This window comes from Kribbella sancticallisti, from assembly GCF_039530625.1.
Lineage (GTDB): Bacteria > Actinomycetota > Actinomycetes > Propionibacteriales > Kribbellaceae > Kribbella > Kribbella sancticallisti.
This window is the reverse complement of record NZ_BAAAOS010000045.1, coordinates 177,995-194,073: the sequence shown is the minus strand read 5'-3', so window position 1 is coordinate 194,073 and position 16,079 is coordinate 177,995. Positions and strand designations below refer to the sequence as shown.

The following is a 16,079-nucleotide window of genomic DNA, read 5'->3' as shown; positions in this document are numbered from 1 at the left end:
GCGTCACCGGACAAAACGCCCGGGACCAACTTAAGCAACGAATTTCAGAAGCAGGACACTAGCCCGAGACGCCATCAGGAGTTCAGCCGGACCGGCATCAGGACATAGCGGAAGTTGCCGCGCGGCTCAGCCTCCAGGTCGGTGGCACCCGTGAGCTCAGCCGGCCTGGTCGCCTGGGTGAACGCGAGCTGGGCGACCGGAGTACCGATGGCGCTCAGGCCGTCCAGCAGGTACGTCGGGTTGAAGCCCACGGTGACGGGCTCTCCCGTCAGCTGCGCCTCGATCGACTCCGAGGCCTGAGCCTCCTCGCCGTTGCCGGCGTCTAGGGTCAGGCTGCCCTCGGCGAGGGTGAGGCGAACCGGTGCGTTCCGCTCGGCGACCAGAGCCACCCGCTTGACCGCCTGAACCAGGAGCGACGTCTCGACCCGGACCCGGGTGGCGATCGCCGCCGGGTCCGGCATCAGGCTGCGAACCTTCGGGAACTGGCCGTCGAGGAGCCTGGTGGTCGTCTGCCGCAGTCCACCGGACACCTCACCCTCGAACCCGACGATGCCGTCGCCCTCACCGTCCGCCAGCGACAACGCGATGCTCGTGCCCGTCATCGACTTAGCAGTTTCGGCGAGCACCCGCGCCGGAATCAGGGCGGTGGCGGAGATATCCGGTGAGTTCGGCTCCCACTCCAGCTCGCGGATCGCCAGCCGGTACCGATCGGTCGCCAGCAGCGAGATCGTCGACCCCTCGATCTCCATCCGCACGCCGGTGAAGACCGGCATCGTGTCGTCCTTGCCGGCCGCGGTGACCACCTGCGCCACCGCCTCGGCGAAGACCGTACTGCGAACCGTCCCGCTCGCCGCCGGCTGCACCGGAAGCACCGGAAAGTCATCGGTCGGGATGGTCTGCAGGACGAACCGCGAAGTGCCGCAGACGAGCTGCGCCCTGGCCCCGTCGACGCTCAGATCCACCGCCTGGCTGGGCAGACTCTTCGAGATGTCGGAGACCAGCCGGCCGGGGAGCAGGCACTTGCCGCCGTCGCCCACCTGCGCCGGAACCGTCACTCGATGCGAGGTCTCGTAGTCGAAACCGGACAGCGTCACCTGCCCGTCCGCAGCCTCCACCAGCAGCCCGGCAAGCACCGGCACCGACGGTCTGCCGGGCATGCTCCGCGCCACCCAGCTCACCGACTCCGCCAGCAGATCGCGCTCCATCCGAATCTTCATCCCAGCCGCCTCCCACAGACTCCGATGACTCCAGCAAACCCCAAGCCACCGACAGTTTTCGTCTGCTAGCCTCGAAGACATGACCACCTTCTCGTCGCAGCTGATGCCCCGCTAGCGGGGTTGCTGCGACGACTGTTCTGTCCGAGGCCCCGAGTCGGGGCCTCTTTCGCGTTCCAGCCGGGGTCCTGGCTCTCCTTTCCACGGGAGTCACCGATGACGCGTTCCTACCTGACCACGACCATCCCGTACGTGAACGCCCGCCCGCACCTGGGATTCGCCCTGGAGTTGGTGCAGGCCGACGTACTGGCCCGACATCGCCGGCAGGTCGGCGACGACGTCCGTCTGCTCACGGGGACGGACGACAACTCCCTGAAGAACGTGCTCGCCGCGGAGGCGGAAGGCATCGCAGTACAGGAGTTGGTCGATCGCAACGCGGCCGCGTTCGCCGAGCTTGCCAGGCCGCTCGAGCTGTCCTTCGACGACTTCATCAGGACCAGCAGCGACCCGCGGCACCGGATCGGAGTCGAGCGGCTCTGGCAGCGCTGTGACGCGGCGGGCGACCTCTACCGCAAGCACTACGAAGGCCTGTACTGCGTAGGCTGCGAGCAGTTCTACGCGCCCGGCGATCTCGTCGACGGGCGATGTCCCGAGCACGGAACCGAGCCGCAACTCGTGGCGGAGGAGAATTGGTTCTTCCGGCTCTCCCGGTACGCCGATCCCCTGCGCGAGTTGATCTCCAGCGGCGAGCTCCGGATCGAGCCGGGCTCGCGGCGCAACGAAGTACTGGGGCTGATCGAGGGTGGTCTGCACGACTTCTCCATCTCCAGGTCGCAGCGGCGCGCCCGCGGCTGGGGCATCCCGGTGCCCGGCGATCCCGACCAGGTCGTCTACGTCTGGTGGGATGCCCTCGGCAACTATGTGACCAGCCTCGGCTATGGCACCGGCGAGCCGGAGTTCGAGCACTGGTGGGAGCAGAGCGACAACCGCATCCACCTGGTAGGCAAGGGAGTTCTCCGGTTCCACGCGGTCTACTGGCCCGCGATGCTGCTGTCCGCCGGTCTGCCGCTGCCGACCCAGGTCCTGGTGCACGACTACCTCACCGTCGACGGCCGCAAGCTGAGCAAATCCAGCGGTACGACGATCGACCCGGCCGAGCTGGCCGCCGAGGTCGGAGCGGATGCGGTGCGCTGGTGGTTGATCCGCGACGTACCGCGAGTCGGTGACGCGGATTTCACCCTCGACCGGTTGACAGCCCGCGCCAACAGCGACCTCGCCGGCGGCGTCGGCAACCTCGTCAACCGGGTCGTCACGATGATCCACCGGTACTGCGACGGCCGCGTCCCGGTCGACTCCGCGACCCTGCCCGGCTCCGAGGACGTGCCTCGGCAGATCGAGTCCGCCCTCGCCGACTTCGACTTCCGCGAGGCGGCGAACGCCCTCTGGTCGATCGTGGAGGCTTCCAACCGCTACATCGAGACCACCCGCCCGTGGGAGCTCGCCAAGACGGACCCGAGCCGGCTGCCCGCAGTACTGGCGGCGCTTCATCACTCCTGCACGGTCATCGCCGAGCAGCTCCAGCCGTTCCTCCCCGGCGCGTCGGCGCGCATCAAGGCGCAATGCACGCCGACGGACGGAGTACTGCCTCCGGCTAGACCTTTGTTCCCGCGGGTAGCGATTTCCCCAACCGGGCAAGGGGAGAAAGCTGCAGAGACAACGGCGACAAGCACATCGCCAAGGCCGCGATGAGAAAGGCCGGACGTACTCCGACCTGCGCGGCGAACACGCCGCCCAGAAGGGATCCGAGCGGCATCAGACCCAGACCGAGGAAGTTCATCGTCGCCGCCACCCGGCCCTGCAGGGACAGCGGCGTGATCGCTTGGCGGATCGCCAGGGTGGCGATGTCGACGGACTGGCTGAACAGGCCGAACAGGAAGTTGATCACCATCAGCGCCGCGACCGTGGCGAGGCCGGAGCCGTGCAACGCCGGCACGAAGAACAGAACTCCCTCGGCGGTCGCCGCTGCCCAGACCACCACGCGCCCGTAACCGAAACGTCCAGGCAGCCAAGTCGACAGGAGCGAACCGGCCAACAGCCCCGGTCCGAGAGCCGCCAGGACCAAGCCGAGCTCCGCACCGGACAACTCCAGCGAGCGGGTCAGGAAGAGCAGGTAGACCGTCATCAAGGCCGCGAAGGAGAACTGATAGATGCAGGAGGCAACAGCGATCGCGCGCAGTGAACTGTCCCCGGCCACCAGCCGGAGGCCGGCCCGGATCTGACGCAGTACGCCGGTCTCCCCTCCCGCATCGTCCGGCACGACATCTGGCCTCTTGATCCGCAGGATCGACACCGTCGACAGGACGAAGAAGAACGTACTCGCGGCGGCGGCGATCGGTGCGGACAGCAACGAGATCAGCCCGCCGCCGAGCGCCGGTCCACTGATCTGGGCCGCCGACCTGCTGCCTTCCAGCAGGCTGTTCCCCTGAGTGAGCTGGTCCCGCGCGACCAGCCGGGGCAGAGTGGCCTGATAGGCGACGTCGAAGCACACGGTGAAGACCCCGACAACGAAGGAAACGACGTACAGCAGGGGAATTCCCAGCGCGTCGAGCAGGTAGGCGAGGGGAATGGAAGCCAGCGCGAGGGCTCGGCCGAAGTCGGCGAGCACCATCACGACGCGGGCCCGCCAGCGGTCGACCAGCACGCCGACGAGCAACGAGAACAACAGGATCGGTGCCTGCTGAACAGCCCGGAGTGCGCCGAGCTGTGCGGCGCCGGCCCCGAGAGTGGTCACGGCGAGCAGCGGCAGGGTGACCTGGCTGGCCTGCGCACCGAGCTGGGAGGCGGTCTGCCCGACCCAGAATCTGACGAAGTCACGATCCGCCCACAGGGTGGGCACGGAGGAAATGGACGGCACGGGAGAACCCTTCGAGTTGCCGAGGAGCAACGAGCAGGAGAAGTTCGCGGTGCCACCGAAACGGAGCAGCACGCGATGACAGCGACCTGATGCGTCAGCGCGTGCCCGAGCGACCGAGCATTCCCAACTCCTCAAAGGTTCTCTACCGACTATCCAGGAGGCTAGTCCCGCGGTCAGCGGCCCGACAACCGGATATTCAGCCGCGGAGCTCGTCGAGCCGCCGGGTCAGATAGGCCGCCTCGACGGAGTTGTCGGTGAAGGTCAAAGCTTCCTCGTACTGCGTGACTGCCTCCTCGCGCCGGCCGGTACGACGGAGCAAGTCCGCGTGGGTTGCCGCGAGGTAGGGATACGTGGCCAGCGCCGGATCCTCGGCGAGGGCTCGAACCACCGGCAGAGCCGCCTCGGGGCTTTCGGCATAGCTCAGGGCGACTGCGCGGTTCAGCGCCACCACCGGCGAAGGCCAGCGGGTGAGGAGGAGGTCGTAGAGCCCGAGGATCTGTGCCCAGTCGGTGTCATCCCAATGCGCAGCTTCAGCGTGTACTGCGCCGATCGCGGCGAGCAGCCCGAATCTGCCGACCGGGGGTTGCCCTAAGGCTGCCTCGACCAGCGACAGGCCCTCCGAGATGAGGCTTCTGTCCCACAAGGAGCGGTCCTGGTCCTTCATCAGGACCATCTCACCGGCCGCGTCCACCCGAGCGGCCTCGCGGGACTGGGTCAGCAGGAGCAGGCCGAGCAAGGCCGACGCCTCGGAGCTGTCGGGGAGCAGGAGGCGGACCATCCGAGCGAGGTCCAGGCCCCGACGGGTCAGATCCGGCCTGCTCAAGCGATCGCCCGAGGGGGCGGTGCTGCCGGCGGAGTACACGAGATGGACCACGTCGAGCACGGTGCCGATCCGGTCGGGGAGCTCGGCGAGGCGAGGTACGCGGTACGGGATGCGGGTCTTGGCGATCTTGTGCTTCGCCCGAGTGATCCGCGCTTGCATGGTGGCTTCCTTGACCAGGAAGGCCTTGGCGATCTCGGCTGAGGAGAGTCCGCAGACCAGCCTCAGGGTGAGTGCCACCTGTGTCTCCTGCGACAGCGCCGGATGGCAGCAGGTGAAGACCAGCCGGAGCCGGTCGTCCGGGAACTGCACGTCGTCTGGGCGGTCTGCGAGGTCCTCGTCGTCTGGGACCAGGAGAGGGAGTTTGCGGTCGAGGACCGCGGCCCGGCGGCGCAGTTCGAGGGCCCGGCGGGTGGCGACGGTGGTGAGCCAGGCGCCGGGGCGACGAGGTACGCCGTTGGTCCGCCAGTGCACCAAGGCCTGGGCGTAGGCGTCCTGCACGCAGTCCTCGGCCAGATCCAGGTCCGCGGCGACACGGGCCGTGGCAGCCAGGACGTAGGCCCACTCGTCGTCGTGGGCCTGCTCGATCGCCCTGGCCACCTCGGCCGGTGTCAGCGTCATCAGTTGATGATCGGGCGTACTTCGACCCCGCCCATCGGCGACGGCACCTGCTTGGCGATCGCGAGGGCCTCGTCCATGTCCGCGGCCTCGATGATGTAGTAGCCGCCGATCACCTCCTTGGTCTCGACGAAGGTGCCGTCGGTGACCACGTGGCCGCCGTTCCCGTCGGACCGGATGGCGGTCGCGGTGGTGCTCTCGCCCAACTGGGCGCCGCCCACCACCGCCGCGCCGTTGGCCTTGACGAAGGCTTGGTGCCGCTCGTGGTTGGCTTCTTCCGCCGGGGCGCCCGCCTCGGCCCACATCGCTTCGTTGTCGTAGATCATCACCAGGTACTTGCTCACGGAGTCACCTCTCGATCTCGTGCTTGCTCTGTTACTACACCGATGATCGGGAACCGCCGGGATCGACAGCCCGTCTGGGGAAATATCTGACCCCGGCGACACGCCATGCTGTCCCCCGCACCGACCGCACCGACCGCACCATCCGCACCGAACGGGAGCCGACGTATGACGGACTGGTACACCGAGAACCGCCAGAACCGGCAGCTCGAGGAACTGCGCGACGAGATGTCGCAGGCGATGTACGAGGCCTCGAACCTGCGGTCCCGGCTGTCCCAGGTGCAAGGTGGGCTGGAGTCGCGGCTCGGGCGGCTCGCCACCGCCTTCGACGCGTTCGTGGAGCTGTCCGACATCCGGTACGAGCTGATCGGCTTCGCCGACGCCGCCGAACTCCGCCGTCACGCCGGCCAGGTCCTCTCCGCGCTCGCTTCTGGCGAGCAACCGCCCGCTCCCGTCCGGCAGGTGCCCGGCTACTGGCTCGCCCCAGCGCTGACGGCCCTCCGCGCCCTGGCGGACGACGCGATCGCGCCGACCGCCGTCGCCACAGGTGCTGGCGTAGGCGAGGCGCCTGGAGCCGCCGATCCTGCCGGAGCGGGTGATGCCTTGGGTGAGGCGATGAAGCTGGATGAGCGGCGTACTGCGGTGTTCCTGTGTCTGGCACTGGCCTCACTCGGCCGGCGGAACCAGGTTCAGGTGGACTGGCTGGAGACCGCGTTCGGCAGCATCGCCACCGACTGGACCGTCACCCGAGTACAGCGCGCTCTGTGGACCACCGGCGCCCGCGGCGGCTTCGGAGTCGAAGGCCAGAACCTGAGCGTGGACCGGCTCCAAGCACAGGTGACAGGCTCCAGCACGAACTGGCTCGAAGCGGTCGAATCCCGCGCCACCCCCGTCGCCACGACCGGACCGAACTTTGTCGAGATCACCCCGTTCGCCAAGGCGCAGGCCCGCCTCCGCCGAATCCGCGCCGCCGTCGAGACAATCACCGGCGATACCGCGGTACTCGAGCCAGATCGCGACCTCGCGTACGCCGCCGGCGAGCCCGACCCCGACAGCACCTCCGCGCTGCTGCGGACCCTGATCTCCGAAGGCAGCGACCCCGAACGCGCGCCACTGGCCCGGGTCGCCGAACTGCGGGCCAAGATCACCGACACCGCCGAGAAGGACAACGGCTCGATCGAGGACCCGGCCGGGACCATCGAAGACCTTTTGAAGGCGGATCTCCGCGGGGCCGACGAGCCGCACCTGGCCGCGACCGCGCTCCGAGTGGTCGCCGGCGGGGTACTGGCCAACGCCGAGGAACTGGCCAAGACCGCGAGCTCGCCCAGCCCGCACCAGGTGACCAGCGAGATCGACTGGCAGCAGATCACCCTTACGGCGGACGGCCCGGACCAGCAGTCGATGACCACTGCCAGCGCCAACATCTCATCCTCCGCGCCGTCTCTGTCCGTCAACGACCTGGCCGGCCCCCTGACGTACGCCGGAGTGGGCGCACTGGTCGGCATCGGGCTCGGCCTGCTGCACTGGTTCTGGATCCTCGTCGGCCTGGCCTCCGTAGTCTTCGGCCTCTACCAGTACTGGCGCGCCCGCACCCGAGCCGCCCAGGCCAAGGCAGAGGCCACCGCCCGAATCGCCACCCTCCGCGAAAACGCCACGGCCGCCGCCGCGGAGCTGGCGACGTACCAGTCCCAACACGCGAACCGAACCGCCACCATCACCACAGACCTGGACCAACTCCGCAAACACCTCGCCGCCTGACACCTACCCGAGGCACAACAGGCGAAGCGGCCGGCCCCCGCTGGGGAATCCGGCCGCTAGCGCTTCTCGTGGTTATCCGGCTTGGAAGAACGCGCCCTTGAGGTAGTCGTGCACAGCATCCTCAGACACCCGGAACGATCGACCCACCCGCACCGCGGGCAGTTCGCCGGAGTGCACCAACCGGTACACCGTCATCTTGGACACGCGCATGGCCGTGGCGACCTCCGCCACGGTCAGGAACTTCACCTCGGCGAGCGGCGACTCACCACCGGACTTCTTTGATGCCATAACGCACCGCACTTCCAGCACGAGTCGTGCGCCGGCTTCCCCTCCGGCACCTCCGCTCGCGCATGAACTGAGCGTAGTGGCTGTTGGTGCGAATGGGAAAGGGGGTGTCTGGTGGGACTGGATGGTTAATACGTCGGGTCGAGGCCGAGCAGGGGGAAACTGACGTCCCGGGTCGCCTTGATCGAGCGATCCAGCCACGTGTCCGGGTTGTAGCCACTGGACCAGTCCTCGTACGTCGCGTCGCGGCCGTCGGTCATCCGCGACGGCGCGATCCGGGCGTACCGGATCTTCACGTCCTCCCGCCACGACTCGGGCACCGCCGTGTTCGGGTCGATCGGATGGCCGGCCACGATCGCCAGCAGGTGCGTCCAGGCCCGCGGGACGACCTCGATGATCGCGTACCCGCCGCCGCCGGTCGCGACCCACTTGCCCTCGCAGACCTCGTGGGCCAGGTCGTGCAACGCCGCGTACGCCGCGCGCTGCCCGTCCACCGTCTTCGTCAGGTGCGCGAGCGGGTCCTCGACGTGGGAGTCGCAGCCGTGTTGCGTCACCAGCACCGACGGCCGGAACGCCCTGACCACCTGCGGCACGATCGCGTGGTACGCCCGCAGCCAGCCGGCATCCCCGGTCCCCGGCGGCAGCGGGATGTTCACCGCGGTCCCCGCCGCGCCCGGCCCACCGGTCTCCGCCGCCGTCCCGGTCCCCGGGAACAACGTGGTCGGGGACTCGTGCAGGCTGATCGTCAGCACCCGCGGATCGTCATAGAAGACAGCCTGTACGCCGTCGCCGTGGTGCACGTCCACGTCGACATAGGCGACCCGCTCAGCGCCGTGGTCGAGCAGCCACTGGATCGCCACCGCCGGGTCGTTGTAGACGCAGAACCCACTGGCCGTCGAGGGCATCGCGTGGTGCAGCCCACCCGCGATGTTCGCCGCGTGCAGCACGTCGCCTTCCCAGACGGCCCGGGCGGCCTCCACCGACGCGCCGACCACGTGCGCGGACGCCTCGTGCATCCGCGGGAAGCAGTAGGTGTCGTCGGTGCCGAGGCCGTGGTCCAGATCCGACTCATCGGGATCCACCCCGGCCCGCTTCACCGCTTCGATGTACTCCGCGGTGTGGACGGTCCTGAGCAGGGCGTCGTCGGCCACCGGCGCGGGCACCACCTTCAACTGATCGAGCACCCCGAGCGCCCGGGCCAGCCGGACGGTCAGATCCACCCGGACCGGACTCATCGGATGCCCGTGGCCGAAGTCGTACGCCGTCAGACCCTCATCGAAGACCAGCATCGCCTCACCGCTCATTCCCCGACCTTAACCCGGGTCTACATCAACAAGTGTTGACCACGCTTCTCACAGGCAGTGCCCACCTCGTGATCTCTGCGGTACGCTTTGCGGGTGAACAAACTGACGCTGCAGCAGTGGTGGGCCGCCTGAGGCGGACCCGCAGCGTTCACACGCACCCAAAGGCCGCCTTGCCGAGGCGGCCTTTTTGTTTGCCTTCGGTGAGGCCTGAACAACCGAAGGACTGACAGAGATGACCTCACTTTCCGGTATCACCCCGTCCGGGCGGCTGACGCTCGGCAACCACCTCGGAGCGCTGCGCCGGTTCGACGACCCGGACGGGTTCTACTTCGTCGCGAACATGCACGCGATGACGACGAGGCACGATTCACGGCGGCTCAGAACGCTGACACGGGAGATGGCGACGTTGATGCTCGCCGCCGGGCTGCCACCGGGCACGGTGTTCGTGCAGTCGGATGTGCCGGCCCACGCACAGCTCGCCTACCTGCTCGAGTGCACCTCGTACGTCGGGGAGCTGTCGCGGATGATCCAGTACAAGGAGAAGGGCAACGGCAGACCGATGACCCGGGCCTCGCTGTTCACCTATCCGTGTCTGATGGCGGCCGACATCCTGCTCTACGGGACCGACCGGGTCCCGGTGGGTGGTGACCAGGACCAGCACGTCGAACTGGCCCGGGACATCGCGATCCGGTTCAACCGGGAGTACGGCGAGACGTTCGTGGTGCCGCAACTCCAGAAGGCCGCGCTGGCGATGCGGATCAAGGACCTGGCGAATCCCACGGCGAAGATGAGCAAGTCCGACGTGGACGACGCGGTCGGAACGATCCGGCTGCTGGATCCGCCGGACGTGATCCGCCGGCAGATCATGCGGGCGGTGACGGACTCCGGCACCGAGGTGCGCCACGACGAGGAGCAGAAGCCGGGAATCACCAACCTGCTGGAGATCCTGGCCGCGTGCACCGACGGGAATCCGGTCGAGCTGGCGACGGCGTACACGACGTACGGGGCGTTGAAGGCGGACGTGGCGGACGCTGTGCTCGCCGTGATCGAGCCGTTGCAGAAGGAGTACGCGCGGCTCGCGTCGGATCCCGGCGCGGTGGACGCGATGCTCGCGGAAGGGCGGGATCGGGCGATCGAGGCGAGCGCTCCGCGACTCCAGGCGGCGGTGCGGGCGATGGGTTTGGCAGGATCGGCCGTGTGACTCCACAATCGCCGACCCCCTCAAACCACCCCGGCCAGGTGCGACTGCGCGTGGCGACGTTCAACATCCGGAACTCCTCGGCGCCGGACGGCGCCAACGCGTGGCCGGTCCGGCGGGAGGCGACCGCACAGGCGATCGAGGCGCTGGACGCCGACGTGGTCGGGCTGCAGGAGGTGCTGCCCGACCAGTTGGACTACCTGCGCGCGCGGTTCGCTGAGTACGAGATCGTCGGCGCGGGGCGGGACGACGGCCTCAGCGCAGGCGAGCACTCCGTGGTGATGGTCCGAGGCCCTTGGCAGCTGGAGTCTCACGAGACGCGGTGGCTGTCGCTCGATCCCGGTACTCCGGGCTCGGTCGGCTGGGACGCGCATCTGACCCGGATCGCCACGCTGGCCTGGCTGCGTCACCCCGACGGCGCCCGGGTCGGCGTACTGAACACGCACTACGACCACGCCGGCGAGGTCGCCCAGGCCGAATCGTCGCGGTTGATCGCGGACTGGACGGCCGGCGCGCTGCCGTGGATCGTCATGGGCGACCTGAACGCGACGCCGGACTCGCCGCCGCTGAAGGCGCTGACGACCGCCGGCCTGCGGCTCGCCGTACCGGCGGAGGCGGGCGGGAGCTGGCACGACTTCACCGGCGCGACCGATCAGGAGCGCATCGACCACATCCTCCTCACCGCGGGGTGGAAGGTGATCGACGCCGAGGTGTCGCACTACCGGCCCGACGGTCGCCTGCCGAGCGACCACTGGCCGGTAGTGGCCACCCTCGAGCTCTAAAGCTTGGCGAAGACCTCTTCGCGGAGGCGTTCGAGAGCGTCGAAGCGGCGCTCGCCGGAGCCGAGGAAGGAGTCGGGGACGAGGAACTCGTCGATCCCGGCCGCCGGGTACTGCGCGACGGTGTCGAGCACCTCCTGCGCGGATCCCATCACCACGTGCATGCCACGTTCCTCGAGCCGCTGCTTGCGCTCGGCCGCCTCGGTGTCACCCGGTACGACGATCTCGGTGATGGCCTGGGTGGATCGCCGGACGGTGGCGGGGTCGCGGCCGATCTTCTCGCAGTGCGCCTGGAACGCCTTGCCCTTCTGTACTGCGAGCTCCGGCCGGCCCCAGTGGTTCCACTCGTCGGCGTACTTCGCGACGATGCCCAGGGCAACCTTCTCCCCGGCCGCGCCGATCAGGATCGGCAGCTGCGACGGCTTCGGCTCGAGCGGCGCTCCGCTGAGCTGGTAGTACCTGCCGTCGAAGCTCGTCCGCTCCTCGGTGAGCAGACCCTTGATCACCTGGCAGGCCTCCTCGAACCGGGCCAGCCGCTCGCGGACCGGCGGCAACTCGATCCCGTACACCTCGTGCTCGTTCACCTGCCAGCCGGCGCCGATGCCGAGGACGAACCGGCCGTTGCTCATCTGGTCGAGGGTCGCCGCCTGGTTCGCCACCACCGCGGGATGCCGGTAGGTGTTGCCGAGCACCATCGATCCCACCCGGACTCGGCTGGTCCGCGCGGCCAGGCCCGCCAGCAAGGCGAGACACTCGTTGACCGGGACGGAGAGGTCGTCGCCGTTCTGCATGAAGTGGTCGGCGACCCAGACGCCGTGCCACCCGGTCCGCTCGGCGTACTCCGTGCCTTCGAGCACTTCCTGCCAACTCCGGCTCGCGGCCGGCCACAAAGAGAAGTCCATGGAACCGACCCTATAGATACTTGCCAGTCGGCAACCAGTGATTCCGGCGGAGCGGTGGGTGGTTAGACCAACTGCCAGCGGTAGAGGAAGGCGCCGACGGCTAGGACCAGATAGGCCAGGACGCAGAGAACGCCGATGCCCGGGCGCGGCCGGGACCGGCGTACCGGGCGGTCGGCGGCTGCCTCGCGGGCGGCCTGCATGACGGCGGCGGAGTACGCGGTCCGGTCCTGCACGATGCCGTTGATCTCGTTCTCGTCCTTGCCGTTGGTCAGCACGACCGAGCCGTCGACGACCTCGATATCGTCCACGTCCTGCCAGGCGAGACTGCGGACGAGCAGGCTGGTCCGCGCCTTCAGGGCGGTCTCCGTGATCTCCACGCGGTACAGCACCACCCCGCCGGCGACGCGGACCACCGAGGCGCCGATCAGCGTGAACAGGCCGACCGCGAGGAAGTCGCGGGCTCCCATCCAGAGCCAGGAGTTGAGGACGGGCACGGCGATGAACGGCACCACGAACAAGGCCCAGGCCCACCACGGCGCCGGATCCAGCGGCACCCGCCAGGGCAACGCCGGAAGCCGTTCCACCGCAGGCGACTGCGCGTCGGAGGCAGCGCGCGTTTCAGGCCGCACATCGGCGCTCACATCAGGGCGCGCGGCAGCGTCATCGGTGCCACCCGAACGATTTCCCATGGGCGGGACCCTAGACCCATCAGCCCCGATCAGCTGACCCGACATCGATTCATCCCTTGAACAAGGCCCAGGCCGTCGCCGCGACGACCGCCGCGACCGCCGGCAGAAAGACTGCGGCGCCCCAGGATAACGACACCCGGTAAGTGGTCAACCCCGAGGTGTTGAGAAACCACCCCCGCTGCAGCACCCCGGCTACTTCCACCTGCGACGGCCGGCCGTTCTTGCCGTCGTACGAAAAGGTATGCCGCCCCCGCCGCCCGAGGTCGACCGTCACGTTCGGCTTGCGGCCGAGCTCGATCGCCTCGATCGTCCGCCAGCTGTACTTCCGTCGCAACACAGGCCCGGAGACGACGATTCCGTCCGAGGTGACAGTAAGACGTTCGACCGCGGGCACCAGGACACCCCACAGGGCGAGCAGCGCTCCCGGCGCGGAGCCCCACTCCCACCAGCTGATCTGGTCGTCGCGAACCAGATCCACCACCTTGAAACCGACGGCGGCCAGCAACGCGATCCACCACGGCCCGCGCAGGAATTGGTGCTCCAGCTTCGGTGACCACGGCAGCGGTGGCATCACCGCTGCGGGAACGGGAGCCGACGCCGGGTTACTCGGCGGCAAGGGCGCGGGAGCGGTTTCGGGCGGCCTCGATGGCGGACAGGAATGCCGCGCGGACCTTGTGGTCCTCCAGTTCCCGTACTGCGGCCGCGGTGGTTCCGCCCGGTGAGGTGACGCGTTCGCGGAGGACGGTCGGGTGTTCGCCGGTCTCGCGCAGGAGTTTCGCCGAGCCGAAGAGGGTCTGGACGACGAGGTCGGTCGCGGTGGATCGCGGCAGGCCCATGTGCACGCCCGCCTCGATCATCGACTCGACCACGAAGAAGATGTAGGCCGGGCCGGATCCCGAGATCGCGGTCACCGCGTCCTGCTGCTTCTCCGGCACCCGGATGACCCGGCCGGTCGCGGCCAGCAGGCCCTCGGCCAGGACCAGGTGGCTCTCGTCGCAGTGGGCGCCGCGGGAGATCGCGGCCATCCCCTCGTCGACCAGGGCCGGGGTGTTCGGCATGACCCGGACGACCGCGACCCCCGCGGGCAGCCGGGACTCGATGAATCCAGTGGTGATACCAGCGGCGAGGGAGACGATGGTCTGGGAGGGCTGGACCGCCGGAGCGATCTCGGCGAGCAGTTCAGGCATGTCCTGGGGCTTGACCACCAGCACGAGGGTCTCCGCCTTCGCGGCGGCGTCCACGTTCGTCACCACGTCCACGCCGTACCGCTCGCGCAGCTCGACGGCACGCTCCTCGCGGCGCTCGGTGATGAGCAACTCCTCCGGTCGCCGCCCGGCCCGCAGCAGCCCGGAAAGCAACGTCTCACCCATCACACCGGCGCCAAGAATGGCCACCTGCCCGTTACTGGTCATGCGCTCAGCCTAGTGCTGCGACTCGGCCGAGGCTCAGGAGTTACCCCGATCGCAGGCGACGCCGTCACCGTTGCGGTCCAACTCCCGCGTGTATCCCAGGTCGCCTTCCCGGAGGGGAGCCTTCCCGGCGGCCCGCACCTCGGCGCAGCTCAGGTAGCTGACGACACCAGAGGAATCAGCCGGAGTCGTTTTCTGCTGGGGCGAGGGGGACGGGCTCCTGGTCGGCGTACTGGGCCTCGGCGTACTGGGGGTGGGCGTCGGAAGGGGTTCCCTCACCACGCTCCCGGTGGATGTCGGCGTTGGAGACGGTGTCGCGCTTGGCGTCTCCACCTCGGACGGCTCCGCAGTACCGGGCGGGACCGTCGTGCTCGGCGCCGCCGCGGTCTCTTGCACCGTCGGTCCGGAGACCTGGTCGGTATCGCCGCCACCGAAGGGGTTGACCAGCACCAGCCCGATCAGCGCGATCACGATCGCCGCCGCTCCGCCGTAGCGGACCAGGCTGGGTCCGCCGAACCGGCCGAGCGGCCCACGCACCGGGTGGTCGTCCTCGTCGATCCAGAACGCCCAGCCCGCCGGAGCAGCCGGCCAGGACGCGTCCGGCCGCCAGCGTTTGGGCGGTCGCCAGCGCGCGTTGGGCGGATCGGGCCAGCCGGGCGGCGCGTTGAATTGCCTCACGCGAACATCCCCTCCTGAGGTTGTCCAACCGCAGGCAGCCTAGGCAGAGAACGCACCGCTACGCATAGTGGGCGCTACGTGAGCACCCACCGGCCGATCGGGTAGGCCTACTTCTTGCTGATCAAGGAGCGGGCGAAGAACTGGAGGTTGGCCGGACGCTCGGCGAGGCGGCGGACCAGGTAGCCGTACCAGTCCTCGCCGTACGGGATGTAGACGCGGACGGTCTGGCCGTCGCGGGAGAGCCGGAGCTGCTCCTCGGGGCGGATGCCGTAGAGCATCTGGTACTCGTAGCTGCCGCGCTCGCGACCGGCGCGGTCGGCCAGCGAGCCGGCGATCGCGATCAGCCGCGGGTCGTGCGACGCGATCATCGGGTAGCCCTCGCCGTTCATCAGGATCTTCATCGCCCGGACGTACGCCTTGTCCACCGCGCGCTTGTCCTGGTACGCGACCGACTCGGGCTCCTTGTAGGCGCCCTTGCACAGCCGCACCCGGGAGCCGGTGGTGGCCAGGTCGCGGCAGTCGCCCTCGGTGCGGTGCAGGTAGGCCTGCAGCACGGCACCCGTCTCGGGGAAGTCCTGCCGGAGCTCGCGCAGGATGCTCAGGGTGGAGTCCGTGGTGGTGTGGTCCTCCATGTCCAGCGTCACCGTCGTGCCGGCGTTGCGGGCGGCGTGGCAGATCGTCCGGGCGTTCTCCAGCGCGATCTTCTCGCCGTCGCCGGGCAGCGCCTGGCCGACGGCGGACAGCTTCACCGACACCTCGGCGTTCGCGGTCAGGCCGGCTTCGGCCAGCGCCCGGAGCAGCTCGAGGTAGGCGTCGGCGGTGGCCGTGGCCTGGGCCAGATCGGTGACGTCCTCGCCCAGGTGGTCGAGGGTGACGTGGAGGCCGTTGCTGACCAGCTTCTCCGTGGCCAGCACGGCCTCGGGGGTGGTCTCGCCGGCGACGAACCGGGCCACGATGCCGCTGGACACCGGCATCGCCGAGACGGCCTTCTTGATCTGGGGGCTGCGGGACACGCCCAGCAGGATTCGCCGAAGCACTTCGCGTTCCTCCTCATCACCACCGGCCCCAATTGCCAGGGGTGTCAGCAGGCTACGCGGCTGGACCGGACGCCCCCTAATCCCCGGCGGGAGTGTGGCCAGAACCACACCAGTGGTGCCGGTGGTCCTAACA

16 protein-coding genes are annotated in these 16,079 nt (G+C 68.9%); 4 read left to right on the top strand and 12 right to left on the bottom strand.

The features are described 5' to 3' along the window. Positions 1-74: 74 nt before the first annotated feature. Positions 75-1,217, bottom strand: a complete 1,143-nt coding sequence (gene dnaN / locus ABD255_RS29105; protein WP_344219577.1) for a DNA polymerase III subunit beta — start codon at positions 1,215-1,217, stop codon at positions 75-77. Between the two features lie 213 nt (positions 1,218-1,430). Here dnaN and metG point away from each other — a divergent pair, with 213 nt between their 5' ends. Beyond that, positions 1,431-2,963: a methionine--tRNA ligase gene (gene metG / locus ABD255_RS29100; RefSeq protein ID WP_344219576.1), complete on the top strand. Its 1,533-nt coding sequence runs from the start codon at positions 1,431-1,433 to the stop codon at positions 2,961-2,963. Here metG and ABD255_RS29095 read toward each other — a convergent pair. The 3 genes from ABD255_RS29095 to ABD255_RS29085 all read right to left on the bottom strand — a co-directional run bounded on the left by ABD255_RS29095 (position 2,866) and on the right by ABD255_RS29085 (position 5,910). After that, on the bottom strand, positions 2,866-4,200 hold the full coding sequence (locus ABD255_RS29095; RefSeq protein WP_344219575.1) for an MFS transporter: 1,335 nt from the start codon (positions 4,198-4,200) through the stop codon (positions 2,866-2,868). The genes metG and ABD255_RS29095 overlap by 98 nt on opposite strands. 124 nt (positions 4,201-4,324) lie before the next feature. Then, on the bottom strand, positions 4,325-5,569 hold the full coding sequence (locus tag ABD255_RS29090; protein WP_344219574.1) for an RNA polymerase sigma factor: 1,245 nt from the start codon (positions 5,567-5,569) through the stop codon (positions 4,325-4,327). Next, the gene (locus ABD255_RS29085; RefSeq protein ID WP_344219573.1) at positions 5,569-5,910 is read right to left on the bottom strand and encodes a YciI family protein; all 342 of its coding nucleotides are present in this window, start codon (positions 5,908-5,910) and stop codon (positions 5,569-5,571) included. Before ABD255_RS29085 ends, ABD255_RS29090 begins: the two co-directional genes overlap by 1 nt. Before the next feature lie 165 nt (positions 5,911-6,075). On the opposite strand from ABD255_RS29085, the gene ABD255_RS29080 reads away from it, so the two are divergent. Further along, the gene (locus ABD255_RS29080; protein ID WP_344219572.1) at positions 6,076-7,665 is read left to right on the top strand and encodes a hypothetical protein; all 1,590 of its coding nucleotides are present in this window, start codon (positions 6,076-6,078) and stop codon (positions 7,663-7,665) included. Between the two features lie 72 nt (positions 7,666-7,737). Here the strand turns inward: ABD255_RS29080 and ABD255_RS29075 are convergent, their stop codons facing one another. Both ABD255_RS29075 and ABD255_RS29070 read right to left on the bottom strand, forming a co-directional pair. Next, positions 7,738-7,953 (bottom strand): helix-turn-helix domain-containing protein, encoded by a 216-nt coding sequence (locus ABD255_RS29075; RefSeq protein WP_112248247.1) that lies wholly within the window; start codon positions 7,951-7,953, stop codon positions 7,738-7,740. A gap of 125 nt (positions 7,954-8,078) precedes the next feature. Then, positions 8,079-9,254, bottom strand: coding sequence for an acetoin utilization protein AcuC (locus ABD255_RS29070; protein WP_344219571.1), 1,176 nt, complete (start codon positions 9,252-9,254; stop codon positions 8,079-8,081). A gap of 232 nt (positions 9,255-9,486) precedes the next feature. On the opposite strand from ABD255_RS29070, the gene trpS reads away from it, so the two are divergent. Both trpS and ABD255_RS29060 read left to right on the top strand, forming a co-directional pair. After that, the gene (gene trpS / locus ABD255_RS29065; RefSeq protein ID WP_344219570.1) at positions 9,487-10,455 is read left to right on the top strand and encodes a tryptophan--tRNA ligase; all 969 of its coding nucleotides are present in this window, start codon (positions 9,487-9,489) and stop codon (positions 10,453-10,455) included. Between the two features lie 38 nt (positions 10,456-10,493). Next, the gene (locus tag ABD255_RS29060) at positions 10,494-11,234 is read left to right on the top strand and encodes an endonuclease/exonuclease/phosphatase family protein (protein ID WP_344219569.1); all 741 of its coding nucleotides are present in this window, start codon (positions 10,494-10,496) and stop codon (positions 11,232-11,234) included. Here ABD255_RS29060 and ABD255_RS29055 read toward each other — a convergent pair. The 6 genes from ABD255_RS29055 to ABD255_RS29030 all read right to left on the bottom strand — a co-directional run bounded on the left by ABD255_RS29055 (position 11,231) and on the right by ABD255_RS29030 (position 15,946). Then, complete coding sequence (locus ABD255_RS29055; RefSeq protein WP_344219568.1) at positions 11,231-12,133, bottom strand: TIGR03560 family F420-dependent LLM class oxidoreductase; 903 nt, start codon at positions 12,131-12,133, stop codon at positions 11,231-11,233. The two genes, ABD255_RS29060 and ABD255_RS29055, sit on opposite strands and share 4 nt — an antisense overlap. Before the next feature lie 62 nt (positions 12,134-12,195). Further along, positions 12,196-12,822 (bottom strand): hypothetical protein, encoded by a 627-nt coding sequence (locus tag ABD255_RS29050; RefSeq protein WP_344219567.1) that lies wholly within the window; start codon positions 12,820-12,822, stop codon positions 12,196-12,198. A gap of 49 nt (positions 12,823-12,871) precedes the next feature. Continuing rightward, positions 12,872-13,393, bottom strand: a complete 522-nt coding sequence (locus ABD255_RS29045; protein WP_344219566.1) for a hypothetical protein — start codon at positions 13,391-13,393, stop codon at positions 12,872-12,874. 31 nt (positions 13,394-13,424) lie between these two features. Beyond that, a complete protein-coding gene (gene proC, locus ABD255_RS29040; RefSeq protein ID WP_344219565.1) occupies positions 13,425-14,234 on the bottom strand; it encodes a pyrroline-5-carboxylate reductase in 810 nt (269 codons plus the stop codon). A gap of 33 nt (positions 14,235-14,267) precedes the next feature. Next, positions 14,268-14,909: an excalibur calcium-binding domain-containing protein gene (locus tag ABD255_RS29035; RefSeq protein WP_344219564.1), complete on the bottom strand. Its 642-nt coding sequence runs from the start codon at positions 14,907-14,909 to the stop codon at positions 14,268-14,270. Positions 14,910-15,016: 107 nt separating this feature from the next. Continuing rightward, positions 15,017-15,946, bottom strand: coding sequence for a proline dehydrogenase family protein (locus tag ABD255_RS29030; protein ID WP_344219563.1), 930 nt, complete (start codon positions 15,944-15,946; stop codon positions 15,017-15,019). Positions 15,947-16,079 lie beyond the last annotated feature (133 nt).